This is a genomic window from Streptomyces sp. NPDC058534, from assembly GCF_042717365.1.
Classification (GTDB): Bacteria; Actinomycetota; Actinomycetes; order Streptomycetales; family Streptomycetaceae; genus Streptomyces.
Genome location: NZ_JBHXNW010000050.1, coordinates 1 through 23986 on the forward strand (window position 1 = coordinate 1; position 23986 = coordinate 23986).

Annotated in this window: 21 protein-coding genes; 10 read left to right on the plus strand and 11 right to left on the minus strand. The window is 71.6% G+C overall.

Features of this window, described 5'->3' with window-relative positions; all coding sequences use genetic code 11:
- The 3 genes from ACFWR9_RS27210 to ACFWR9_RS27220 all read right to left on the minus strand — a co-directional run.
- On the minus strand, nucleotides 1-200 hold a 200-nt coding region (locus tag ACFWR9_RS27210; RefSeq protein WP_383846512.1), incomplete at its 3' end, for a hypothetical protein.
- A 55-nt stretch (nucleotides 201-255) separates the two neighbouring features.
- Nucleotides 256-762, minus strand: coding sequence for a sigma factor-like helix-turn-helix DNA-binding protein (locus tag ACFWR9_RS27215; RefSeq protein WP_383846513.1), 507 nt, complete (start codon nucleotides 760-762; stop codon nucleotides 256-258).
- Between the two features lie 110 nt (nucleotides 763-872).
- Nucleotides 873-1379, minus strand: coding sequence for a MarR family winged helix-turn-helix transcriptional regulator (locus ACFWR9_RS27220; protein ID WP_383846570.1), 507 nt, complete (start codon nucleotides 1377-1379; stop codon nucleotides 873-875).
- Between the two features lie 162 nt (nucleotides 1380-1541).
- Here ACFWR9_RS27220 and ilvA point away from each other — a divergent pair, with 162 nt between their 5' ends.
- The 3 genes from ilvA (at nucleotide 1542) to ACFWR9_RS27235 (ending at nucleotide 4807) form a co-directional block, all read left to right on the plus strand.
- Nucleotides 1542-2771, plus strand: a complete 1230-nt coding sequence (gene ilvA / locus ACFWR9_RS27225) for a threonine ammonia-lyase (RefSeq protein ID WP_383846514.1) — start codon at nucleotides 1542-1544, stop codon at nucleotides 2769-2771.
- Nucleotides 2772-2933: 162 nt separating this feature from the next.
- Nucleotides 2934-3953 carry an ATP-binding cassette domain-containing protein gene (locus ACFWR9_RS27230; protein ID WP_383846515.1) on the plus strand — a complete coding sequence of 340 codons (1020 nt, stop codon included), beginning with the start codon at nucleotides 2934-2936 and terminating at the stop codon, nucleotides 3951-3953.
- Nucleotides 3950-4807 carry an ABC transporter permease gene (locus tag ACFWR9_RS27235; RefSeq protein ID WP_383846516.1) on the plus strand — a complete coding sequence of 286 codons (858 nt, stop codon included), beginning with the start codon at nucleotides 3950-3952 and terminating at the stop codon, nucleotides 4805-4807. Before ACFWR9_RS27230 ends, ACFWR9_RS27235 begins: the two co-directional genes overlap by 4 nt.
- 57 nt (nucleotides 4808-4864) lie before the next feature.
- Here the strand turns inward: ACFWR9_RS27235 and greA are convergent, their stop codons facing one another.
- Together greA and ACFWR9_RS27245 are read right to left on the minus strand one after the other, a co-directional pair.
- Nucleotides 4865-5362: a transcription elongation factor GreA gene (greA, locus tag ACFWR9_RS27240; protein ID WP_125492249.1), complete on the minus strand. Its 498-nt coding sequence runs from the start codon at nucleotides 5360-5362 to the stop codon at nucleotides 4865-4867.
- A 180-nt stretch (nucleotides 5363-5542) separates the two neighbouring features.
- Nucleotides 5543-5941 (minus strand): DUF4307 domain-containing protein, encoded by a 399-nt coding sequence (locus tag ACFWR9_RS27245; RefSeq protein WP_383846517.1) that lies wholly within the window; start codon nucleotides 5939-5941, stop codon nucleotides 5543-5545.
- 200 nt (nucleotides 5942-6141) lie between these two features.
- Here ACFWR9_RS27245 and mca point away from each other — a divergent pair, with 200 nt between their 5' ends.
- Nucleotides 6142-7002 carry a mycothiol conjugate amidase Mca gene (mca, locus tag ACFWR9_RS27250; protein ID WP_383846571.1) on the plus strand — a complete coding sequence of 287 codons (861 nt, stop codon included), beginning with the start codon at nucleotides 6142-6144 and terminating at the stop codon, nucleotides 7000-7002.
- Entirely contained in the window at nucleotides 6995-7246 is a 252-nt protein-coding gene (locus ACFWR9_RS27255) for a hypothetical protein (RefSeq protein ID WP_383846518.1), read from the plus strand. The genes mca and ACFWR9_RS27255 overlap by 8 nt, the downstream gene beginning before the upstream one ends.
- A 26-nt stretch (nucleotides 7247-7272) precedes the next feature.
- Here ACFWR9_RS27255 and ACFWR9_RS27260 read toward each other — a convergent pair whose 3' ends face one another.
- The gene (locus tag ACFWR9_RS27260) at nucleotides 7273-10482 is read right to left on the minus strand and encodes a tetratricopeptide repeat protein (RefSeq protein ID WP_383846519.1); all 3210 of its coding nucleotides are present in this window, start codon (nucleotides 10480-10482) and stop codon (nucleotides 7273-7275) included.
- 270 nt (nucleotides 10483-10752) lie between these two features.
- On the minus strand, nucleotides 10753-11091 hold the full coding sequence (locus tag ACFWR9_RS27265) for a PKD domain-containing protein (protein ID WP_383846520.1): 339 nt from the start codon (nucleotides 11089-11091) through the stop codon (nucleotides 10753-10755).
- A 474-nt stretch (nucleotides 11092-11565) separates the two neighbouring features.
- On the opposite strand from ACFWR9_RS27265, the gene ACFWR9_RS27270 reads away from it, so the two are divergent.
- The 4 genes from ACFWR9_RS27270 to ACFWR9_RS27285 all read left to right on the plus strand — a co-directional run bounded on the left by ACFWR9_RS27270 (nucleotide 11566) and on the right by ACFWR9_RS27285 (nucleotide 18113).
- Complete coding sequence (locus tag ACFWR9_RS27270) at nucleotides 11566-13617, plus strand: N-6 DNA methylase (protein ID WP_383846521.1); 2052 nt, start codon at nucleotides 11566-11568, stop codon at nucleotides 13615-13617.
- A gap of 216 nt (nucleotides 13618-13833) precedes the next feature.
- Nucleotides 13834-14076, plus strand: a complete 243-nt coding sequence (locus ACFWR9_RS27275; RefSeq protein WP_383846522.1) for a hypothetical protein — start codon at nucleotides 13834-13836, stop codon at nucleotides 14074-14076.
- Nucleotides 14077-14624: 548 nt separating this feature from the next.
- Complete coding sequence (locus ACFWR9_RS27280; protein WP_383846523.1) at nucleotides 14625-16718, plus strand: thioredoxin domain-containing protein; 2094 nt, start codon at nucleotides 14625-14627, stop codon at nucleotides 16716-16718.
- Nucleotides 16719-16895: 177 nt separating this feature from the next.
- The gene (locus ACFWR9_RS27285) at nucleotides 16896-18113 is read left to right on the plus strand and encodes a glycosyltransferase (protein ID WP_383846524.1); all 1218 of its coding nucleotides are present in this window, start codon (nucleotides 16896-16898) and stop codon (nucleotides 18111-18113) included.
- A gap of 365 nt (nucleotides 18114-18478) precedes the next feature.
- Here ACFWR9_RS27285 and ACFWR9_RS27290 read toward each other — a convergent pair whose 3' ends face one another.
- Nucleotides 18479-19210 carry a Mut7-C RNAse domain-containing protein gene (locus ACFWR9_RS27290; RefSeq protein ID WP_383846525.1) on the minus strand — a complete coding sequence of 244 codons (732 nt, stop codon included), beginning with the start codon at nucleotides 19208-19210 and terminating at the stop codon, nucleotides 18479-18481.
- Between the two features lie 31 nt (nucleotides 19211-19241).
- Nucleotides 19242-19946 (minus strand): hemolysin III family protein, encoded by a 705-nt coding sequence (locus tag ACFWR9_RS27295; protein WP_383846526.1) that lies wholly within the window; start codon nucleotides 19944-19946, stop codon nucleotides 19242-19244.
- Between the two features lie 286 nt (nucleotides 19947-20232).
- Between ACFWR9_RS27295 and ACFWR9_RS27300 the strand changes: the two genes are divergently transcribed.
- On the plus strand, nucleotides 20233-22053 hold the full coding sequence (locus tag ACFWR9_RS27300) for a phosphoenolpyruvate carboxykinase (GTP) (RefSeq protein ID WP_383846527.1): 1821 nt from the start codon (nucleotides 20233-20235) through the stop codon (nucleotides 22051-22053).
- Nucleotides 22054-22235: 182 nt separating this feature from the next.
- Here the strand turns inward: ACFWR9_RS27300 and ACFWR9_RS27305 are convergent, their stop codons facing one another.
- Both ACFWR9_RS27305 and ACFWR9_RS27310 read right to left on the minus strand, forming a co-directional pair.
- Nucleotides 22236-22658 carry a hypothetical protein gene (locus ACFWR9_RS27305; RefSeq protein WP_383846528.1) on the minus strand — a complete coding sequence of 141 codons (423 nt, stop codon included), beginning with the start codon at nucleotides 22656-22658 and terminating at the stop codon, nucleotides 22236-22238.
- Between the two features lie 65 nt (nucleotides 22659-22723).
- Entirely contained in the window at nucleotides 22724-23935 is a 1212-nt protein-coding gene (locus ACFWR9_RS27310; protein ID WP_383846529.1) for a pyridoxal phosphate-dependent aminotransferase, read from the minus strand.
- Nucleotides 23936-23986 lie beyond the last annotated feature (51 nt).

The window sequence follows — 23986 nt, forward strand, 5'->3', positions numbered from 1 at the left end:
GCCACGCACCCCGACCGGCCCTCCCGCCCGTACCGGCCCTCCCGCCCGTACCGGCCGTCCCGCCCGTACCGGCCGTCCCGCCCGTACCGGCCGTCCCGCCCGTACCGGCCGTCCCGCCCGTACCGGCCGTCCCGCCCGTACCGGCCGTCCCGCCCGTACCGGCCGTCCCGCCCGTCCCGCCCGCACCGGTCGCCCCACATGCGCCGGCCGCCCCGCACGCGCCGGCTGTCCCGCCCGCCCTGTCCGTCCCGCCCGTCACGGCGTCGCCGCCTTCGCCTTCGCCGCCACCGGGCGGGCCGGCGCGGCGGGCGGACGCAGCAGGGTGGCCGTCGCCCGGTCGCAGATCGTGCGTACGCGCTCCACGGGCAGACCGAGCAGCGCGGCCGCCTGTTCCTCGGCGACGCCCTCGTACAGCCTGAGGACCAGGATCAGGCGTTCCTGAGGGGTGAGCGCGCCCAGCGGGCCCACGGGGCGCCGCCGGGGCCGGACCAGGCCGCCGTGCCGGTGCCAGGCCCCGCGGGCGAAGCGGGCCGCCAGATACTGCCGGGCCCGGTCGTACGGGTCCTCGCCGTGCAGCCGGTCCCAGGACGCGTACGTGTGGGCGAGGGACAGCGACAGCAGCCGCCGCGCGCGCGGGTTGGCGTCCGGCGCCTCGGCGGTGAGCAGGGTGGCGGCATGCAGCAGCCGCCCTGCCGCGCCCGCGACGAACGCCTCGAACTCCCGGGCCCGGCGGGCACTGTGGGACGCATGCCGTTCTCGCACCGCGCCTCCCGCCCAGACGGCGACGACCCCTGAGGTCTCATATCAGGCCAGGGGTGCCCCGTCGGTCAAGAGTTCGGTCAGAACCGCGCGGTAAAGCCGCGGAAGGCGCCTCAGGAGGCCGACGGCGCGTCCTGGCCCGCCACGCCCGAAGGGGCCATACGGGCGGACAGGGCGCCGTTGAAGCGCGCGAGGAGCGCGCAGAACGCCTCGCGCTCCTCCGGCGCCCAGTCGTGGGTCAGCTCGGCCATCAGCTGACGCCGGGAGGAACGGACCTCCTCCAGCCGCGACTCGCCGCGCGGGGACAGCTGGAGCACCACCGCGCGTCCGTCCTCCGGGTGCGACGTCCTCTTGACGAGCCCCGTGTCCACGAGCGGAGCCACCTGACGGGTGACCGTCGAGGAGTCGATCCCCATGCTCGCGGCCAGCGCCTTCACGCCCATCGGGCCCTCTTTGTCGAGGCGGTTGAGCAGCAGGTAGGCGGCGCGGTCCATGGAGTTGCGGACCTGCCCGACCCCGCCGAGCCGGGTCTGTTCGGCGCGACGGGCGAAGAGCGCGACCTCGTGCTGGAGCGTCTCGAGAAGACCGGGGTCACCGGCGGTCGTCATGTCCATCGACATTTCAGGTGTTGTGGGCATGGCCGGGGGCTCACTTCGTGGAGGGCTGCTAATTGGGGGACAGGGTACGCGGCCGGGCGGCAGGGCGTACCGGCGCTGCGCAAAGCGGGTCTCGGAGGTTGGTCACAACGGCCCCGGGCCCCCGTGAACTGCGATGCTGGAGGCATGAGCTACAGCACGGCCGCCCTCGTCGGACCCGTCACCCTCGACGACGTGCGCGGAGCGCAGAAGATGCTCTCGGGCGTGGCGCGGGTGACGGCGATGGAGGGCAGCAGGCACCTGTCCCAGCTGGTCGGCTCGCCGGTGCACCTCAAGTGCGAGAACCTCCAGCGGACGGGCTCGTTCAAGCTGCGCGGCGCCTACGTCCGGATCGCCGGGCTGCTGCCCGAGCAGCGGGCCGCGGGGGTGGTCGCGGCGAGCGCCGGCAACCACGCGCAGGGCGTGGCCCTGGCGTCGTCGCTGCTCGGAGTGCGTTCGACGGTGTTCATGCCGAAGGGCGCCCCGCTGCCGAAGATCAGCGCGACCCGGGACTACGGCGCCGAGGTGCGGCTGCACGGCCAGGTGGTCGACGAGACCCTGGCCGCGGCGCAGGAGTACGCGGAGCGGACCGGCGCGGTGTTCATCCACCCCTTCGACCACCCCGACGTCATCGCGGGCCAGGGGACGGTCGGGCTGGAGATCCTGGAGCAGTGCCCCGAGGTACGGACCGTCGTGGTCGGGATCGGCGGGGGAGGGCTGGTGGCCGGGATCGCGGTCGCGGTGAAAGCGCTGCGGCCGGACGTGCGGATCGTGGGCGTGCAGGCGGAGGGCGCTGCCGCGTATCCGCCCTCGCTGGCCGCCGGGCGCCCCGTGGCGGTCGAGCACCCGGCGACGATGGCCGACGGCATCAAGGTGGGGCGGCCCGGCGACGTGCCGTTCGGCATCGTCGGCGAGCTGGTGGACGAGGTCCGTACGGTATCGGAGGACGAGCTGTCCACCGCTCTGCTGCTCTGCCTGGAGCGGGCCAAGCTGGTCGTGGAGCCGGCCGGGGCGAGTCCGGTCGCGGCGCTGCTGAGCGATCCCGGGTCGTTCGAGGGCCCGGTCGTGGCCGTGCTGTCCGGGGGCAATGTGGACCCCGTGCTGATGCAGGGCGTGCTGCGGCACGGCATGGCCGCGCAGGGCCGCTACCTGGCGGTCCGGCTGCGGCTGACGGACCGGCCCGGCGCCCTGGCCACGCTTCTCGGGGTGTTGTCAGTGGTCGACGCTAACGTCCTCGATGTGAGTCACGTACGGACCGATCCACGGCTCGGGCTCACGGAGGCGGAGGTCGAGCTGCACCTGGAGACGAAGGGCCCGGAGCACTGCGCCGAGGTCGGCAGGGCGCTGAGGGAGGCCGGCTACCCCGTCATCGGCTGAGGCGGATCCCGGAAGCACCGGCCACCACTTGTCACTCGTTCGAGTAAATGCATTGTGAGACGCGATACATCGCGTTATGGTGTGTCGTAATTCGCTCGCTGAACGCGGCGAAATCCATAAACCTAGGCTTTCCGAAGCATCCCCGACGACGTGGAGACTCATATGCCAGGCGCCATCTATGCCGAAGGCCTGGTCAAGACTTTCGGTGACGTAAAGGCTCTGGACGGCGTCGACCTGGACGTTCCCGAGGGCACGGTCCTGGGCCTGCTCGGGCCGAACGGCGCGGGCAAGACCACCGCCGTCCGCTGCCTCACGACGCTGTTGCGCCCCGACAGCGGCAGGGCTGTCGTCGCGGGCATCGACGTGCTCAAGCATCCCAACGACGTCCGGCGTTCCATCGGCCTCTCCGGCCAGTTCGCCGCGGTCGACGAGTACCTGACCGGCCGGGAGAACCTCCAGATGGTCGGCCAGCTTTACCAGATGCGATCCCAGGCCGCGAAGGCCCGGGCCGTCGAGCTGCTGGAACAATTCCACCTCACGGACGCCGCCGACCGTCCCACGAAGACCTACTCCGGAGGCATGCGCCGCCGGCTCGACCTGGCGGCGGCCCTGGTGGTCTCCCCGCCCGTCATGTTCATGGACGAACCGACCACCGGCCTCGACCCACGCAACCGCCAGGAGCTGTGGGAGGTCATCAAGCAGCTGGTCTCCGGCGGTACGACCCTGCTGCTGACCACGCAGTATCTGGAGGAGGCCGACCACCTCGCGCACGACATCGCGGTCGTCGACCACGGCCGCGTCATCGCCCGCGGCACCTCCGACCAGCTCAAGGCCCGCACCGGCGGAGAGCGCGTCGAGGTCGTCGTCCACGAGCGCGACCACATAGGGGCGGCCGCCGAGGTGCTCGCCGGATTCGGCAAGGGCTCGACCAGCGTCGAGGAGCACACCCGCAAGCTCACCGTCCCCGTCACCGGCGGCGCGAAGCTGCTCGCCGAGGTCATCCGCGAACTCGACGTCCGCGGCATCGAGATCGACGACATCGGTCTGCGCCGCCCCACCCTGGACGACGTCTTCCTCTCCCTCACCGGCCACGTGGCCGAGGACGAGGACGAGGACGACGGCGACGAGCAGGACCCGACGGCCGACGCCGGCCACCAGGACAAGAAGGAGGCCGCCAAGTGAGTGCCGCCACCGAAGCCGCGCCGGCCGGGGCAACCACCAACCCCGTCGGGCAGTCCATCAGGGACTCCCTGGTCATCGCCCGGAGAAACCTGATCCGGATGACCCGGATCCCGGAGATGGTCCTGTTCGGGGTCATCCAGCCGGTGATGTTCGTGGTCCTGTTCACGTACGTCTTCGGCGGCTCGCTGCAGATCGGGAACACCACCGACGCGGGCGTCTACAAGGACTTCCTGATGGCGGGCATCTTCGCGCAGACCGTCACCTTCGCCACGGCGGGATCGGCCGCGGGTATCGCCGACGACATGCAGAAGGGACTGGTCGACCGTTTCCGCTCCCTGCCGATGGCCCGTGGCGCGGTGCTCACCGGCCGGACCGTCGCCGACCTGGTGCAGACGGCGATCACCCTGCTCGTCCTCGCGATCGTCGCGCTGATCGTGGGCTGGCGCACCGGCTCCGCCGACCCGACCAACGCCGGGCAGATCCTGGCGGGCTTCGCTCTGCTGCTGCTCCTGGGATACGCCTTCACCTGGATCGGAGCGCTGATCGGGCTCTCCGTACGCACCCCGGAGGCGGCGACCTCGGGAGGGATCATCTGGCTGTTCCCGGTGACGTTCGTGTCGAACGCCTTCGTGGACTCCAGCCAGATGACCCCGTGGCTCCGGCACATCGCCGAGTGGAACCCGTTCAGCGCCACCGTGCAGGCCTGCCGCGAGCTGTTCGGCAACCCCGGCGTCGTGCAGTCGGACGCCTGGCCCATGCAGCATCCCGTCTGGGCCTCGGTGATCTGGTCCGTCCTGATCATCGCGGTCTTCCGGACCCTGGCGGTGCGCAAGTACCGCTCGGCCGCCTCATGACGAAGAGCCCCCGGCGTCACCGGGACGCCGGGGGCTCCAACACGATGAACGGTGGGATCAGCCGTCGTACGGCTCGGCCTTGAGGATCTTCACGGAGGCCGGCTTGCCGTTGGGCAGCTCGTACTGCGCGTCCTCGCCGACCTTGTGGCCGATGACGCCCGAGCCCAGCGGGGACTGCGGCGAGTAGGTCTCGATGTCCGAGCTCGCGTACTCGCGCGAAGCGAGCAGGAAGGTCAGCGTGTCGTCCTCGTCGCCGTCGAACGCGATCGTGACGACCATGCCGGGGGCCACCGCGCCGTTCGCGGCCGGGGCCTCGCCCACCTTGGCGCTTTCGAGCAGCTGGGTCAGCTGGCGCACGCGGAGCTCCTGCTTGCCCTGCTCCTCCTTCGCCGCGTGGTACCCGCCGTTCTCACGGAGGTCGCCCTCCTCACGGGCCGCGGCGATCTTGGCAGAGATCTCGGTGCGCGCAGGACCAGTAAGGTATTCAAGCTCCTCCTTGAGCTTGTTGTACGCCTCCTGGGTCAGCCAGGTGACGTTCTCGCTGGTCTGGGTCACGGGTGCTCCTCGTTGGTACTGGGAATACAAATCAACGCCCTACCCAGAAGGATGTTCCTTCACGGAAGGGCGAAACCACGAGCCTAACAATTCAGTGGCCAAAGGGGGAGGACATAAGCCGCCAGATTCCTGTCATCGCAGGTGGGAGCCCATGGATTCGCGCTGACGTTCGCCGTCAGGTCACTCCGGGTGGCAGCCGAGCAGCTCCGCCGTGGTGCCCGCCGCCTTCGTCCGCAGCGTGACGACCTTGTCGATGCGCGTGCCGTCCCCGTCGAAGCGGAAGTCCGCGCGGCCCACCTCGTCGCCGTCCTCCGCCTGGGAGCGCACCGTGCAGTAGCCGGTGACACCGGCGTCCTTGCGGACCTCCAGGTGCACCTGTACCGAGTCCTCGGCGAGCTCGAAGCCGATCAGCTCGCCACTGATCTTGTTCTGACCGACGTAGTGGTAGCCGAACCAGCCGATCACCGCGAGCAGGACGGCACCGAGCACGGCGCCGACGACCTTGAGCGTGCGGTCGGCCCGTTCGTCCGAGGAACGGCCGTAGCGGCCCTCGGGCCTTCGCGAGGTGGCCGTGCTCATGATCGTCCTCTCGGCAGGAGCCGGTCTTCCCGGGCCCCGGAATTATTCGGCTCCCGATTCGGTCACTATAGAAGCCTCCCGCCCGCCACCCGACCGCCGCCCCTCAACGACGCCCCTGCGGGGCGGCCCCTATAAATTGCGCCGACGCACACGGGCGCCGACTGACCGAGGATTGAGTCTTGACTGACCAGCTGCGACTGATGGCCGTCCACGCCCACCCCGACGACGAGTCGAGCAAGGGCGCGGCCACCATGGCGAAGTACGTGTCCGAGGGGGTGGACGTACTGGTGGTGACCTGCACGGGCGGGGAACGCGGCTCCATCCTCAACCCCAAGCTCCAGGGCGACCCGTACATCGAGGAGAACATCCACGAGGTGCGCAGGAAGGAGATGGACGAGGCCAGGGAGATCCTAGGCGTCAAGCAGGAGTGGCTCGGCTTCGTCGACTCCGGCCTGCCCGAGGGCGACCCGCTGCCGCCGCTGCCGGACGGCTGCTTCGCCGTGGAGGACGTCGACAAGGCGGCCGGTGAGCTGGTGCGGAAGATCCGTTCCTTCCGGCCGCAGGTGATCACCACCTACGACGAGAACGGCGGGTACCCGCACCCCGACCACATCATGACCCACAAGATCACGATGGTGGCGTTCGAGGGCGCGGCCGACACCGAGAAGTACCCGGAGGCCGAGTACGGGACGGCGTACCAGCCGGTGAAGGTGTACTACAACCAGGGCTTCAACCGCCCCCGCACCGAGGCGCTGCACCACGCGCTGCTGGACCGCGGGATGGAGTCGCCGTACGGGGACTGGCTCAAGCGCTGGTCGGAGTTCGAGCGAAAGGAGCGCACACTCACCACGCACGTGCCCTGCGCGGACTTCTTCGAGATCCGTGACAAGGCGCTGATCGCCCACGCCACGCAGATCGACCCCGACGGGGGCTGGTTCCGGGTGCCGATGGAGCTCCAGAAGGAGGTCTGGCCCACCGAGGAGTACGAGCTGGCGAAGTCCCTCGTGGACACCTCCCTCCCCGAGGACGACCTCTTCACCGGCGTCCGGGACAATGCCTGACATGAGTGCAAGCGCAAGCCTGGCAATGACGCACCTCGTCACCCTCGCCGAACTCGACGAGGACAAGGTCACCCCCGGTGTCCTCGGGTTCATCGTCTTCGCGGTGATGGCCCTGGCGGTGTGGGCCCTGATGCGGTCCATGACCCGGCACATGGGCAAGGTCGACTTCAAGGAGACCCCGGACCCGAAGGCGGAAGCCTCCGGAGCCTCCGGCGGTGAGCCGGCGAAGCCGCAGCGCGGCTAGCGCCGGCCGGGGGAGGGCGGCCGCGGTCACGAGCGGGCCGTTACCGCCACCCCCATGATCTCCCGGGCCTGGCGGTTCGGGACCATGCCCAGGCGCCAGGCCTGCCAGCCGGACTCCAGCTGGACGCCGCGTTCCAGGAGCAGCTGGTACGCGTAGACGTACTCGTCGAGTTTGGCGTCCCGCGCCGGGTGGCCGGCCCGGGACAGCTGGGCCAGCTCCTCCTGCGCCACCGCCGTGCCGACCTCCACGCCGCCCGGGGCCGCGTACGGCAGCAGCGTGCAGCGCAGGAAGCGGGCCCAGTCCTCGCCCCGCCGGTCGCCGTACGCGGCGAACAGGGCGGCCGCCTCGTCGCACAGCGCCAGCGCCTGCGGCGTACGGGCGTTTCCCGCGTCCACCACCGCCAGCTCCAGGCAGGTCCACGCCTCGCCGTGGCCGACGCCGATGCGCTGGAAGTCGGCGCGCGCGTCCACCAGGAGCTGCCGGGCGAAGCCGGAGTTGCGCAGCGAGCCGGTCTGGGCGGCGCGCTGGTCGCGGGTGACCCGCGCCGAGTGGTGCCGGGCGCAGGCCAGGCCGTACGCGTCCCGCATCCGCGAGAACATCGTGCGGGAGCGTTCCAGCGCACGCACCGACTGGTCCAGGGCGCCCGTCTCCTCCAGCGCCTGGCCCAGGTAGTAGATGCTCCAAGCCTTGCCGCGCGCGTCCTCGTTCTCCCGGTGCCGGGTCGCCGCCCACCGCAGCTCCTCCACCGCCACGGCCACGTCCCCGTCCACCAGCCGGGCCCGCGCCAGCTGGGTCAGCGCCCAGGCCTCGCCGCGGGCGTCCTGGGTCCGGCCGTACAGCTCCAGGGCCGCCCGCAGGTCCGACTCCGCGCGAGGCACGTCGCCCATGCGCAGGTGCAGCTGCCCGAGCTGGAAGTGGGCCCACGCCTGGCCGTGCAGCGACTCGCCCGCGCGGTGCAGCACCAGTGACTCGGTGAGCAGGTCCATGGCCTCCGCCAGCCGGGCCCGGTCGCGTTGCACCGCCGCCAGCGCGTGCAGCGTCCACGCCCGGTCCGTGTCCAGCTCGGGCGAGGCCTGGAGGTCGAGCGCCTCCCGCAGCTTCGCCGCCGCGTCGGTCAGGTTCCCCTGGTGGTGCAGCGTGATGCCCAGCGAGCACAGGGCACGGGCCGCGCCCGCGTCGTGATGAGCCTCCCGGTACAGGTCGACCACGGAGGCGAGGGTGGTGCGCGCCTTGTCCAGCTCGCCGAGCTGCCGGGCCGCGATGCCGGTGCGCCACTGCACCGAGCGCACCAGCAGCCCCTGGTCCACGGACTGCGCCAGCTCGCTGATCTCACCCAGCCGGTAGAGGTCGCCGCGCAGCAGGCAGTAGTCGCACAGCGCGCCCAGCAGGTTCAGCACTGCGCCCTGGTCGACGCCCTCCGCGTGTCTGAGCGCCGCCGTGATGAAGCTCGACTCGTCGTCCAGCCAGCGCAGCGCCTCGTCCAGGGACGTGAAGCCGTACTGCCCGAACTGGTTGGAGCGGGTCGACATGTTGCCGTCGACCAGGCGCAGCACCGAGTCCGCCAGTTCGCCGTAGTTGGCGATCAGCCGTTCCTGTGCCGCCGTACGCTCGCCGGGCTCCTCCTCGTCGGCGAGCCGGGCGCGGGCGAAGGCGCGGACGACGTCGTGCAGCCGGTAGCGGCTGCCCCGGACGTGGTCGAGCAGGCCCGCCCGGGACAGTGTCGTCAGCTGCTTGGTCGCCTCGGTCTCGTCCGTGGCCAGCAGCGCGGCGGCGGCCGCCGCCCCCATCGAGGTGCGGCCCGCGAGCGCCAGCCGGCGCAGCAGCCGCCGGGCGGGCTCCGGCTGGTCGGTGTAGCGCAGCCACAGGGCGCGCTCGACCGGCTCCACCGGACCGTACGCGCCCAGGTCGGCCGCCAGGGCGCGCGGCGAGCGCGGGCCGAGCGACGAACCGGCGACCCGCAGCGCCAGCGGCAGCCCGCCGCACAACTCCCGGATCTGGTCGCTGGAGTCGGCGTCGTACGGCCCCGAGGCGTCCTGTGCGGCGGCGCCCAGCAGTTCCTCGGCGCCCGCCGCGTCCAGCGCCTCGACCGGCAGCGCGTACACGTGCGCGGGCAGGTCGGGCGGCAGCTCCAGGGGCTCCCGCGCGGTGACCAGCACCAGACTGTCGGACCGCTCCGGGACCAGGGTGCGCACCTGCTCGGGGTCCGCGGCGTCGTCCAGGACCACGGTGACCGGTACGCCTGTCAGATGCTGGTGGTACAGCTCGCTCAGCCGCTTGACCTGCTGGTCCGCGGAGGAACGCTCACGGAAGAGTAACTGCTCGCGCGGTGCGCCGAGCCGGTTGAGCAGATGCAGCAGGGCGTCCCTGGTGCTCAGCGGCGACTCGCCCCCCGACGCGGCGCCGTCGCCGCGCAGGTCGACCAGGCAGGCCCCGCGGAAGTAGTCCCGCAGTTCGTGGACGGCGCGCACCGCGAGCGTCGTACGGCCGCTGCCGGGCGCCCCGTGCAGCACCACCACCGTCGGCTTCGTCTCCGTGCTCGCGCGGGCCGCCTGCACCCACTGCCGCAGCTGGGCCATCTCCGGCCGGCGGCCCGCGAACGCCTCCTCCGGCTCGGGCAGTTGCCCGAAGGACTGCTCCAGCGCGCTGCGCCCCCGGGCCGCCGCGCTCTTGTCGGCGCCCCGCAGTTTCGGCCCGGTCTTGGCCGGAGCGGTGGACGCGGCGAGCATCCGCTGCTGGTCCAGGAAGGGCCGGATGCCGCGCACCTCCAGCGCGGTGAGCCACTGCAGCCGCAACTGCTCGGGCCCGCCGGGCTGGCTGACGGCCCCGGCCCGGTGGTGGGCGGCCGGCAGATGGGACCCGACCACCTTCACCACGGTCGCCGCGGCGCCGACGATCCCGACGGCCACGCCCGCGCCCACCGCCGTGCCGGTGCCGGTGCCGAGCGCCACGTCGGCCACCACCGCGGCGACCGCCGCGACGGCGGCGACCAGCAGGGGAGTGCCGGCGCCCTCACGGGCGTACCGCTGCCGGAACGTGAGCTGCCCGGCCGTCGCCTCGTCGAGGGCGTGGGTGTAGGCGTCGTACTCCTCGGCGGAGGTCCCCGCCATCGCGTCCAGTGCCGCGCGGGCCCGGGACAGCAGCACGTTCCCGTCCGTGCGTCCGCCCGAGCGCCGTACCTCCTCCTCCACGGCCCGCCTCAGCAGCCCGTCGGCCTCTGCCCGATGACTGTCCCGCATGTCGCGCCCCCTCCGGCGGCATCCGCGTCCTCCCGGGTGCCCCGGTGACCCCAGGAGCCCCAGGGACCCTCCCGGCCCCATCCCCGGGTCCTTCCCCGGTTGTGCGTGAGTCAAGTGTGCTGCGTCGAGGAGACCGTGGGGAGAGGCCCGTACGAGGTACGGCGGTACGGCACGCGGCGGCGGGCGCGCCCGGCATCGGCTTCCGGGCGCGCCCTGGTCGTGCGGGATGGTGCGGGATCGTGCGGGTGTGGTCCGGCGTCTCGCTGTGCGTCAGCCGGCGAAGCAGAGGCCGAAGCTCCGGCACTGGACGGTGCGGGAGGCCGTGTCGGCGTGGCCGGTGCGGTCGGTGACCGTGAGGTTCTGCTGGGCGGCCGGGTACCGGTGCGAGGCGGTTACCCCGGTGTCCTTGCCGCCGTCGCCGTCGCCGAAGTCCCAGGCGTAGGAGGCGATGTCACCGTCCGGGTCCGGGTCGGTGGAGCCGGAGGCGTCGAAGGCGCAGGACGGTTCCGACTGCGAGCAGTCGGCCGTGAACGCCGCCGTCGGCTTGCCCGGCGCGGGGTCGTCGCCGCCCAGGCCCGGACACGTTGAGCAGCAGGTTCGGGGAGCCACCGCCCGGGTTGCCGACCTCTCCCCGGCCGGCGCCGTTCACGAGGGCGTCGCGCACCTGCCCGGGTGCGGCGCCCGGGTGTGCAGCCGCGTCGGCACCCCGACCGCGTCAGGACAGGGTCTGATACACGCGACGTTCCCGCTCACTCACGCAACGCCCGGGACCGTGACCGCCTGCCCGCCCTCGGCCCGGACTGTGGCGTGCGTCACGTGTCGGCTGTGCGTGGGCGCGCAGTCGCCCCGGTCGCGTCGAAGGAATCGGCTGTTGACATCGTGGAGCCGCCACCCCTCTCGCTGCGCAGTATTGCTGCGCAGTGAGAAGAGTCGAAGCCCTTACGGGGCGCACTCCTCTAGAGTCGCACGTTCTTGCCGCTATTCTGCTTCCTGTGACGATCCATCAGTCGTCGGCTGATGGTCAGCACCTCGTCCTGAAGATTGCGCAGTAATGCTGCGCAAAGACCTAAGGGGGTCGGCGCAATGAAAGCTCTCGCCGAAGAGGCGGAAGATCCGGCAGCACTGCTCACCGAGCGACTGTGGCGGGCGTACGCGCCCTATCGGCGCGGCCGCGGCACGGCCGGTGACCTCGACGCGATGCTGGCGATCCTGGTGCTGGCCGCCTTCGCGGAGGTGGAGGGCCGGCCCGGGAGCGATTTCGTGCGGCGTTGGAAACGCGCCTCGGCGGAGGCCGCCGTCGGGTTCTCCCCCGTGGCCGACCTGCGGGGGGCTCTTCAGGAGGCGGCCAGGCGTCCGGGTTTCCCGCTGCCGTGGTCGGCCGACCTTGACCTCGGCGGCGGGCCGGACGATGCCGCTTGGATGACGGCTTTCGTTGCGGCGCTGGACCGGGGCCCGAGTCTCGGAGAGGTCGCGGTGGCCGACGTCTGCGAGCTGCTGCTGCAACGGCACGCGGCGGAGGGGGCGTTGCCGGGAGGGGAGTTCTACACCCCGCGCGGGGTCGCTGATCTGCTCGCGGATCTCGCGGCCCCTCGCCCGGGAGACCGCATCATGGATCCGGCCTGCGGCACCGGCAGCCTGCTCGCGGCCGCCGCTCGGCACCTGGCCGAGCGGGGACCGGTCGGTGACAGCTCGTTCGAAGCGTATGCGGTGGACCGGAGCAATGTGCGTCCGGCGATGCTGAACCTGGCACTGCACGGGGTGAGCGTGCCGCGGGTGGAACCGGCGGATCCGGCGACGCTGTTGCGGGACGGGGTTCCAGGCCGTGCGGACCGGGTGCTGAGTAATCCGCCGTTCCACCAGCGGATCGACGGGTGGGACTGGCGGCGGTTCATCGCACCACCGGAGTCGAGCGCCAACTACGCCTGGCTGCAGCTGGTCTGGTCTCAGCTCAAGGAGGGCGGGATCGCGGCAGTCGTCATGCCCGCGCGGGCGGCCTGGGCGGGAGGAGCGGAGGCGTCGATCCGCGGCGAGATGGTCGCTCTGGGCGCGGTTCTCGCGGTGATCGCCCTGCCGACGCATCTCTTTACGGGCACCAGCATCGCCGTGCACGTTTGGGTACTCGGCCGTGGCCGTTCATCCCGGCTGGCACACCGAGGTGACTCCGCGCTCCTCATCGACGCGCGGAGCGCGGGCGGCCGGTCGTCGGAGCGGCCCCGCGTGCTGTCGGGCGAGGACGTCCACCGCATCGGAGACCGTTTCCGGCTCTGGCTCGAAGGTTCCGATGACGTGAACGAGCCGGGCTTCTCGCGATCGGTCGCATACGCGGAACTTGTCGAGAACGCGGGCAACCTGGATCCGCGGACCTATCTTCGGACGCAGCGCGGACCGGACGGGGCCGCGGACCTGGGTGCCAAGCTGGCCGAGCTTGGACGGCGCAACCGCGAGACGTCGGAGTTCGGAGCGGAACTGGCTCGGATCGCCGGCGCGCAGGACCAACTGGCACTGGACGGTGTCCGATACCGGAACGTGTCGCTGAAGGACGTGGTCGGCGGCGGGTCGGCGGCCGGTGGCCGTTCCGTGCGGCTGCTCGCAGGTCCGTCGGGAAGCCTGGTCCGAGCCCAGGACTACGTAGGCTCCGGCGGGATTCCCGTTGTGATGCCGAAGGACATCTCGAACATCGGCTTCACCGTGGACGGCATCAAACTCATCTCCGAGCAGCATGCCGAACGACTTGACCGCTTTCGGTTGCGGCGCGGGGACATCGTGGTCGCCCGCCGCGGCGATCTCGGGCGGTGCGCCGTGGTCGGAGATGAGCAGCAGGGCTGGCTCTGCGGCACCGGCTGTTTCGTGATCAGTCCGCCCGACGCAGTCGACTCCCACTACCTGGCGGCGTTCCTGCGCGGCCCCGAAGCCAGGGAGTGGCTCGACACCCGTTCGACCGGGAGCCTGGCGTTGCGGACCATCTCGCTTGAGGTGCTCGGGATGTTGCCTGTCCCCCTTCCCGATATCGACGTTCAGCGCTCGATCGGCGAGGCCATGGCGAGCTTCGACTCCTACGAGCGGCGGCTGCTCGACCAGTTGGCGATGACGCGGGACGTCCGCGGCAAGGTGCTGAACGGCTTTCTGGCGAGATGAGGCCGTCGAATCCGTCCGCGGGCTCCGGGCCCGGCCGGCTCCTCACCGCCACACCGGCTCAGTTCCGACAGGAGCCGAACGCCGAGTGGCCACCTCAAGCAGCCCTCCGAGCGAGGGGTGTCGCATCTGTCCGTTCTGTCCGTGATCCAGTCCGTCTGCCTGCGCCCATTGCCGAGACGTTCCGTTTCGCCGGCGTACTCCGAACCCGGAGGGTCCTTGTACATCACCTTTGATCTGATCACCGCCGTTGTTGTTTCCGGGGCCTGTGCGACCGGCATGCTCGTCTACCGTTGGACCGCCCCGCCGGCTGGCGCGACCGCTGCGCCGAGAGGCGAACGGCTCGCGCTCGCCCTCGGCGCGGCGGTGGCCGTCGTCGTGATCGGCGGATACCTCGGAGACGGGTTCCGGGGAATCGAGCCCACCGCCAAGGCGCTCTCGGCGGTGGCGTTGAGGGCGTAGGCCCGGGGCCGACCGGCAGCCGGTGACGCCCCGCGCCGCCTCCCGCCCGGGGCGCCGATGGCTCGCTCGACGCAGCCGGCAGCCATGTGCCGGCGTCCGGTGCGCGAGACAGCTGCCCGCGCATTGCGTGCCGCAGCGCGCTCCGCCGAACACCCTGCTGAACTTGTCGTGCCAGGGCCGGATGATCTCCCGTTGCGGTCGGGACCGTGTAACGACTGGGCACCGGGAGCTACCGATGCGGGCCGCGATCCAGCACGCGCCTGAGGGCGGCACTGCGGCGGAACTGTTCTGCACGTCCATCAGGTGCGGCGAGTCGTCCGGGCCGCAGGGTGATCCGGAGACCGCCCAAGATTGGGCGCTGAGGCATACGGGTCTGAACCCCGGCCACAACCTCTTCCGGCGTGAGTACACCGACCATGCGCGGGTGATCCGACCCCGGCCCGCTGAGCGACGGCGAGGAAGACAGTTCAGCGGTTCGGCACGGACCCGTTCGTGCGCTGCTCCGTGGCGCATGGGCGGGGTGGAGGCGGGTGCGCAAGGATGGGGGTATGCCCAACCGACTCGCGCAGGCCACGTCCCCATACCTCCTCCAGCACGCGGACAACCCCGTCGACTGGTGGCCCTGGGAGGCCGACGCGTTCGAAGAAGCCCGGCGGCGCGATGTCCCCGTGTTCTTGAGCGTCGGCTACAGCGCTTGCCACTGGTGTCACGTCATGGCGCACGAGTCCTTCGAGGACGACCATGTCGCCGCGTACATGAACGAGCACTTCGTGTCCGTCAAGGTGGACCGTGAAGAGCGCCCCGATGTGGACGCTGTGTACATGGAGGCCGTTCAAGCCGCCACCGGGCAGGGCGGTTGGCCCATGTCCGTGTTCATGACCCCGGACGGCGAGCCCTTCTACTTCGGTACGTACTTCCCGCCCGATTCCCGGCACGGAATGCCGCCCTTCCGTCAGGTGCTCGAAGGCGTGCACAACGCCTGGACGAGCCGGCGGGACGAGGTGGGAGAAGTCGCGGGGAAGATCACTCGGGACCTCGCCGAGCGGGAGCTGAGCACCGGGGACGCCGGGGCGCCCACCGAGGAGACCCAGGCCCTGGCGCTCCTCCAACTGACCCGGGACGTCGATCCCGCCAGCGGCTGGTTCAAGGGAGACACCAAGTTCCCGCCGTCGATGGTGATCGAGTTCCTGTTGCGTCACCATGCGCGGGCCGGTTCCGTGGCGGCGCTGGAGATGGCGGAAGGACTGTGCGGCGCGATGGCTCGTTCGAGCCTGTACGACCAGGTGGGAGGCGGGTTCCACCGGTACGTGCTCATGCCGCGAGCTGGTGGATCTTTGGTACCGCACTTTGAGAAGATGCTCTACGACAACGCGCTGCTGTGCCGCGTCTTCGCCCACCTCTGGCGCGCCACCGGCTCGGACCTCGCCCGCCGGGTCGCCCTGGAGACCGCGGACTTCATGGTGCGCGAACTGCGCACCGCGGAGGGTGGGTTCGCGTCCGCGCTGGACGCCGACAGCGAAGAGGAGGTGCCGCGCGAAGCGCGTCCGGACAAGGGCGGTGGCGGGCGACGGGAGGGCGGCACGGGCCGCCACGTCGAGGGCGCGTACTACGTCTGGACGCCTGCGCAGCTCACCGAGGTGCTCGGCGCCGAGGACGCCGAACTCGCCGCCCAGTACTTCGGCGTGACCGAGGAGGGCACCTTCGAGCACGGCGCCTCCGTGCTGCAACTGCCGCAGCAGGAGGGCGTCTTCGACGCCGCGCGGATCGCCTCGGTCCGGGAACGGCTGCTGGCCGCGCGGGACGGACGGTCCGCGCCCGGCCGGGACGACAAGGTGGTCGCCGCCTGGAACGGCCTCGCGATCGCCGCGCTCGCCGAGACCGGCGCCTACTTCGAGCGCCCCGACCTGGTGGAGGCCGCCGTGGCCGCCGCCGACCTGCTGGTCCGGCTGCACCTCGACGAGCAGGTCCGGCTCTCCCGCACCAGCAAGGACGGCCGGGCCGGTGCCAACGCCGGGGTGCTGGAGGACTACGCCGACGTGGCGGAGGGCTTCCTCGCGCTGGCGTCGGTCACCGGGGAGGGCGTCTGGCTGGACTTCGCCGGGTTCCTGCTCGACCACGTCCTCACCCGCTTCATGGACGGTTCCGGCTCGCTGTACGACACGGCGGCCGACGCGGAGCGGCTGATCCGCCGACCGCAGGACCCCACCGACAACGCGACGCCGTCGGGCTGGAGCGCCGCCGCGAACGCCCTGCTGTCCTACGCCGCCCACACCGGTTCCGAGCCGCACCGCACCGCCGCCGAGCAAGCCCTCGGCGTGGTGAAGGCGCTCGGCCCGCGGGTCCCGCGCTTCGTCGGCTGGGGGCTCGCCGCCGCCGAGGCGCTGCTCGACGGGCCGCGCGAGGTCGCCGTCGTCGGACCGGACGCCGCCGACGGCGCCGCGCGCGGACTGCACCGTACGGCGCTGCTGGGCACGGCGCCGGGCGCGGTCGTCGCCTTCGGCGTGGAGGGGAGCGACGAGTTCCCGCTGCTGGCCGGCCGGCCGCTGGTGGGCGGGGCGGCGGCCGCGTATGTCTGCCGGAACTTCACCTGTGACGCGCCGACGACCGATCCGGAGCGGCTGCGGGCCGCGCTGAACGGCTGAGACGGATCGTGAGGGGGTAGTCGAAGGGTGGCGGGCGGACGCGTCCGGGCCCCCGGCGGGGCGGGCCGATCTGCCCGACGTCGCGTCCGCCATGAACCTTTCGGCTCCGGCCGCCGTCTTCGGCACCGGTGCGGACCGCATCGAGATCCGCCGAATCCAGCCCTCCGGAGCCGCCCGATGAGCCACGAGTCCACCGTTCCCGGCGCGTTGGGCCGTCCGGCCGTACGTCCCTCGGAGCCGCTGTCGGAGCCGCTGTCGGAGCCGCTCTCGGCGCCGCCCGAACCGGCCGCCGTCACCGTCGTCGTACCGACCTTCAACGAGTCGGGGAACATACGGCAGTTGCTGCGGCGGATAGCCGAGTCCGTGCCGGCCCGGCTGCCCTGCGAGGTCGTCTTCGTGGACGACTCCACCGACGACACCCCGGACGTGATCCGCGCGGCGGCGCCCGGTTGCCCCTTCCCGGTCACCGTGCTGCACCGGGACGAGCCGGCCGGCGGGCTCGGCGGTGCCGTCGTCGAGGGCATGCGGGCGGCCGGGGCGGACTGGATCGTCGTCATGGACGGCGACTGCCAGCACCCGCCCTCGCTCGTGCCGGAACTGGTCGCCACCGGCGAGCGGACGAAGGCCGGGCTCGTCGTCGCCTCCCGCTACACGAAGGGCGGCAGCCGCGCGGGCCTGGCCGGCGGCTACCGGGTGGCGGTCTCGCGGGCGGCGACCTGGCTGACCAAGGCGCTCTTCCCGCGCCGGCTGCGTGGCATCAGCGACCCGATGAGCGGCTTCTTCGCGATCCGCCGCGCCGAGGTCACCGCCGACGCGCTCAAGCCGCTCGGCTACAAGATCCTGCTGGAACTCGCCGTCCGCGACCGACCTGGCACGGTGGCCGAGGTGCCGTTCGTCTTCGAGGAGCGGTTCGCCGGGGAGTCCAAGTCCACCGCGCGGGAAGGGCTCCGCTTCCTGCGCCACCTGGTCGGGCTGCGGACCGCCGCACCGCTGGCCCGCATGATCGTGTTCGGGCTGATCGGGCTGAGCGGCTTCGTGCCGAACCTGGCCGCCCTGTGGGCGCTGACGTCGGCCGGGCTGCACTACCTGCCGGCCGAGATCGTCGCCAACCAGTTCGGCGTGGCCTGGAACTTCCTGCTGCTGGAGCGGCTGCTCTTCCACGACCGGCGGCGGCACCGGCACTGGGCCGACCGCACCCTGCGGTTCGCGCTGATCGCCAACGCCGACCTGGTGCTGCGCATCCCGCTGATCGCCCTGCTTGTCGGCCAGTTCGGCCTGGCCGTACTGCCGGCCACCGCGCTGGCCCTGGTCATCACCTTCGTCCTGCGCTTCGCCGGCACGGAGGCGCTCGTCTACCTCCCGCGCGGGCGACGCGGCGAGGGCCGCCGGCGATAGCCCGGCCAGGGGGTGTCGTGGGGATCTTGCCGGGTCGCGGGGCCCGGCACGCGCGCACGTCTGTCGCGTCGTCGTCGGCGGCCGGGGATCCGGCCTGTCGCCCCCTCCGCCTTGCGGCTGCGCGCGCCAGACCCCGCTCTCCGGCGCCGACGAGCCGCCCGGCCCCCCGCGACCTGATCCGCCGGACGGCCCCAGGGCCTGTCGTTTGGATCATGCCGGCTTCGCGGGGCGTGGCACGCACTCCCCCACTGCCTTAAAGGCGTGGGAGGTGCCCCCAGCCGCCTTGCAGCTGCACGCACCACGCCCCGCTCGGGTGGGTTGAAGGGCGCAGTGCGTCTCAGCCGGCCTGATCCAAACGACAGACCCTAGCTCTCCCGCCCGGACTCGGTGAGGGCGCGTTCCACGATGGCCTCCAGCTGGTCGTGGTGGGCGCCCTTCCAGTACGCGCGCCCGCAGTCACCGCACCGCGCGAACACGTCGTACGACCGCTCGGTGCCGCCCTTGAGCTGGTCGGCCACCTCGTCCTTGGTGGCCGGCGTCAGCGGTCCGTTGCACGCGGTGCACCGGGTCCACGGGCGCAGCTCGGGCCGGAACCGGGCCAGGACCTCCTGGAGCTGTTCCTCGGGGCGGGTGCTGTAGACGTAGGCGCCGGCCCACAGCTCGCGGCGGCGCAGCAGGCCCCGGTCGCGGCTGAGCATGACCCGCCGCTCGGCCGCCGAGAGCGCGGCGAGTGCCGGGTCGCCGAGGTCCGACGACTGGTACGCCGTGTCCACGCCGAGCAGTCGCAGCCGGCGGGCGAGGGTGCCGAGGTGGACGTCGAGCAGGAAGCGCAGGGGAGCGCCGGGCACCTCCTGGGGGTGCGCGACGGCCCGTACGCGCACCGACTCGCCGCCCGCGGGGACGTGTCCGGGCGGGACCTCGCGGCCGTCGACGAGGAGGGCGCCGACCTCGGTCAGCGGGACGCCGAGGGACTCGACGACGTGCCCGAGGGTGGAGACCCCGTCGGCGGTGGCGCGGGCGGCCCCGGTGGGGCGGGCGCGCGGCACGAACAGGTGCAGTTCGGGAGCGAACTCGACGCGGATCTCGGGACCGTTCACCCGGTGGACCTTCCTCGTGCCGCCGGCCGCCCTAGTAGGCGACCAGCGAGATCCCCACGTAGTGGGCGATGAACGCGGCCAGGGTGAAGGAGTGGAAGACCTCGTGGAAGCCGAACCAGCGGGGGGAGGGGTTGGGGCGCTTGAGGCCGTAGATCACACCGCCGGCGCTGTAGAGCAGGCCGCCCGCGATCACCAGGACGAGGACGGCGATGCCGCCGGCCCGCATGAACTCGGGCAGGTAGAAGACGGCCGCCCAGCCCATGGCGAGGTAGCAGGGGGTGTAGAGCCAGCGCGGGGCGCCGACCCAGAAGACGCGGAAGACGATGCCGGCCGCGGCGGCCGCCCAGATGCCCCAGAGCAGCCACTCGCCCTTGGCGCCGGGCAGCAGCAGCATCGTGAGCGGGGTGTAGGTGCCCGCGATGATGAGGAAGATGTTGGCGTGGTCCAGGCGGCGCAGCACGCCGTCCATGCGTGGGCTCCAGTTGCCCCGGTGGTAGAGCGCGCTGACGCCGAACAGCAGACAGGCTGTCAGGACGTAGATCCCGCAGGCGACGCGGGCCTGGGTCGACTCGGCGAGGGCGGTGAGCACCAGGCCCGCGACCAGGACGGCCGGGAACATGGCGAGGTGCAGCCAGCCGCGCAGCTTCGGCTTGACCGGATGCGGCAGGGAGATCGCCACGGGGCCGCGGCCGGCGGCCGGCGTGTCCCTGGGCTCGTCGGGGACGGACGCAGTCATGAGCGCATCGTACCTACGGTTCCGTAAGTTACGCATCAGTACGGGCGTACGACGAACGGCGAGTGGCCATCGTCTCACGGGGCACCGTTCCCCGCATTCCCGCCGCGTGCACGTGGCGATCCTCACTCCGCTCATGTGTGACGCCCTCTGGACAGATGGGCGATCCCGTCGGATGATCAAATGAGTGCGGTCGACACCGGATGAGCGCCCAAGAGGTCAACGTCACGCGTCCGGGTCGCAGCCCCCACGGGGCCTCCAACCAAAAACCCCTCATCTAGGAGCAATCGTGGCGCGCGACATCGCTGCTCCCCCCGTCCCCACCAATCACCAGGAGCTGATCTCGTGGGTGAACGAGATCGCCGAACTGACCCAGCCGGACGAAGTGGTCTGGTGTGACGGATCCGAGGCCGAGTACGAGCGCCTGTGCGGGGAGCTCGTGGCGAAGGGCACCTTCCGCAAACTCGACCCGATCAAGCGGCCCAACTCCTACTACGCCGCCTCCGACCCCTCCGACGTCGCGCGCGTCGAGGACCGGACCTTCATCTGCTCCGCCAAGGAGGAGGACGCCGGCCCGACCAACCACTGGAAGGACCCCGCCGAGATGCGGGCCATCTTCACCGGTGACAAGGGCCTGTTCCGCGGCTCGATGCGCGGCCGGACCATGTACGTCGTGCCCTTCTGCATGGGCCCCCTCGGCTCCCCGCTCTCCGCGCTCGGCGTGGAGATCACCGACTCCGCGTACGTCGCCGCCTCCATGCGCACCATGACCCGCATGGGACAGCCGGTCCTGGACGAACTGGGCGACAACGGCTTCTTCGTCAAGGCCGTGCACACCCTCGGCGCCCCGCTGGCCGAGGGCCAGGAGGACGTCCCCTGGCCCTGCAACAGCACCAAGTACATCTCGCACTTCCCCGAGGACCGCGAGATCTGGTCCTACGGCTCCGGCTACGGCGGCAACGCCCTGCTCGGCAAGAAGTGCTACGCCCTGCGCATCGCCTCCGTCATGGCCCGCGACGAGGGCTGGCTGGCCGAGCACATGCTGGTGCTGAAGCTGACCCCGCCCACCGGCGAGCCCAAATACGTGGCCGCCGCCTTCCCGTCCGCCTGCGGCAAGACCAACCTCGCCATGCTGGAGCCCACGATCTCCGGCTGGACGGTCGAGACGATCGGCGACGACATCGCCTGGATGCGCTTCGGCGAGGACGGCCGCCTGTACGCCATCAACCCCGAGGCCGGCTTCTTCGGCGTCGCGCCCGGCACCGGTGAGCACACCAACGCCAACGCGATGAAGACCCTGTGGGGCAACTCCGTCTTCACCAACGTCGCGCTCACCGACGACGGCGACGTGTGGTGGGAGGGCATGACCGAGGAGACGCCCGCCCACCTGACGGACTGGAAGGGCAACGACTGGACGCCCGAGTCCGGCACGCCCGCCGCGCACCCCAACGCCCGCTTCACCACCCCCGCCGCGCAGTGCCCGATCATCGCGCCGGAGTGGGAGGACCCCAAGGGCGTGCCGATCTCGGCGATCCTCTTCGGCGGGCGCCGCGCCACCGCAGTACCGCTGGTGACCGAGTCCTTCGACTGGAACCACGGCGTCTTCCTCGGCGCCAACGTGGCCTCCGAGAAGACCGCCGCCGCCGAGGGCAAGGTCGGCGAGCTGCGCCGCGACCCGTTCGCCATGCTGCCGTTCTGCGGCTACAACATGGGCGACTACATGGGGCACTGGGTCGACGTGGCCAAGGACAAGGACCAGTCCAAGCTGCCGAAGATCTACTACGTCAACTGGTTCCGCAAGGACGACGAGGGCAGGTTCGTCTGGCCCGGGTTCGGTGAGAACGGCCGCGTCCTGAAGTGGATCGTGGAGCGACTGGAGGGCCGCGCGGAGGGCGTCGAGACGCCGATCGGCGTGCTGCCGGCCAAGGGCTCCCTCGACACCGACGGCCTCGACCTCGCCGACGCCGACCTGGAGTTCCTGCTCAGCGTCGACAAGGAGGTGTGGCGCGAGGAGGCGGCGCTCGTGCCCGAGCACCTCAACACCTTCGGCGACCACACGCCCACCGAGCTGTGGGACCAGTACCGGGCGCTGGTGCAGCGCCTGGGCTGACCTCCCGCCTCCCCGCTTCGCGGCCGGTTCGACTAGCCCTGACCAGTGAAGTCGTCACGAAAGCCGGCCGCGATGGGGTTCTTCCCGCTCCTGTAGCTCGATGTCCTGGAGCCGGGCGGACACCCCGCTCGGGCCGGGTCCCCGCACAACGGCGTGCGATGGACCCGGCCCTTCGGCGTACGTTACGAGGCCGACGCGTACCCCGGGGCGAGCGCGGCGGCGTGCCCGTCGATGCGCTCGGCGGTCAGGATCGCGGCCGCCGTGTCGGCGCGGGAGGCCGCGACCACCAGGGCCCGGCCCGCCAGCGTGTGCGCGCGGCGGTGCAGGGCCGCCGGGTGCGGCTCGGGGTGGGCGGCGGTCACCGGCACGCGGACCGGCGCCCGGCCGCCGCGCAGCCGGGTCACCTGCTCGGCGAGCCGCTCGGCCGCGGCGTCCAGGTCGGCGGCGGGGGCCAGCGCGCGCAGCTCGTCCGTGACGGCGAGCAGGGCCGCGAGGTGGCCGGCGAGCTGGATGTCTAGCTCTTCCTCCCGGGACCGGTGGGGGAAGTCGGAGGTGGTGCCGGCCGTCGTGCTGTGGACCGACTTGCCGCGGATCGCTTCGTACATGGGACGGCCTCCTGATTGCTCCAGGAAGCCATCCTACATTGGATTCAATCTAAAGTTGAGAGGGTTCAGGGCTGGCTGTAGCCCTCCAGGAAGTTCCCGATCCGGTCCACCGCCTCGCGCAGGTCACCGGCCGTGGGCAGCGTCACCACCCGGAAGTGGTCCGGCTCGGGCCAGTTGAAGCCGGTGCCCTGGACGACCATGATCTTCTCCTGCCGCAGCAGGTCCAGGACCATCCGCCGGTCGTCCTTGATCTTGAAGACCTTGGGGTCGAGCCGCGGGAAGAGATACAGCGCGCCCTTCGGCTTCACGCAGGTCACACCCGGAATGCTGGTCAGCGCCGCGTGCGCGGCGTCCCGCTGCTCCCGCAGCCGCCCGCCCGGCAGCACCAGCTCCTTGATGGTCTGCCGCCCGCTGAGCGCCGCGACCACGCCGTGCTGCCCCGGCATGTTGGCGCACAGCCGCATGTTCGCCAGCACGGTCAGGCCCTCGATGTAGGACTCGGCGTGCGCGCGCGGACCGGAGACCGACATCCAGCCGACCCGGTACCCGGCCACCCGGTACGCCTTCGACATGCCGTTGAAGGTGAGGGTGAGCAGGTCGGGGGCGATCGCGGCGGTCGGGGTGTGCGTGGCCTCGTCGTACAGGATCTTGTCGTAGATCTCGTCGGAGCAGATCAGCAGGTTGTGCCGGCGCGCGATGTCGGTCAGGCCGCGCAGCATCGCGTCGTCGTAGACCGCGCCCGTCGGGTTGTTCGGGTTGATGATCACGAGCGCCTTGGTGCGGTCGGTGATCTTCCGTTCCACGTCGGCGAGGTCCGGCATCCAGTCGGACTGCTCGTCGCAGCGGTAGTGGACCGCCGTGCCGCCGGAGAGCGAGACGGCGGCCGTCCACAGGGGGTAGTCGGGCGCCGGGACGAGGACCTCGTCGCCGTCGTCGAGCAGCCCCTGCATCGCCATCACGATCAGCTCGGAGACGCCGTTGCCGATGAAGACGTGCTCGACGTCCGTCTCGATGCCGAGGGTCTGGTTGTGCATGACGACCGCACGGCGGGCGGCCAGCAGACCCTTCGCGTCGCCGTAGCCGTGCGCCGTCGAGACGTTGCGGAGGATGTCCTCCAGGATCTCGGGCGGGCACTCGAAGCCGAAGGCCGCCGGGTTGCCCGTGTTCAGCTTCAGGATGCGGTGCCCGGCCGCTTCCAGCCGCATCGCCTCCTCGAGCACCGGGCCCCGGATCTCGTAACAGACGTTGGCGAGCTTGGTCGACTGGATCACCTGCATGTCCGTGAGCTTACGACCCGGTTACGTTCCATGGGTCGTGTTATCCGCCAC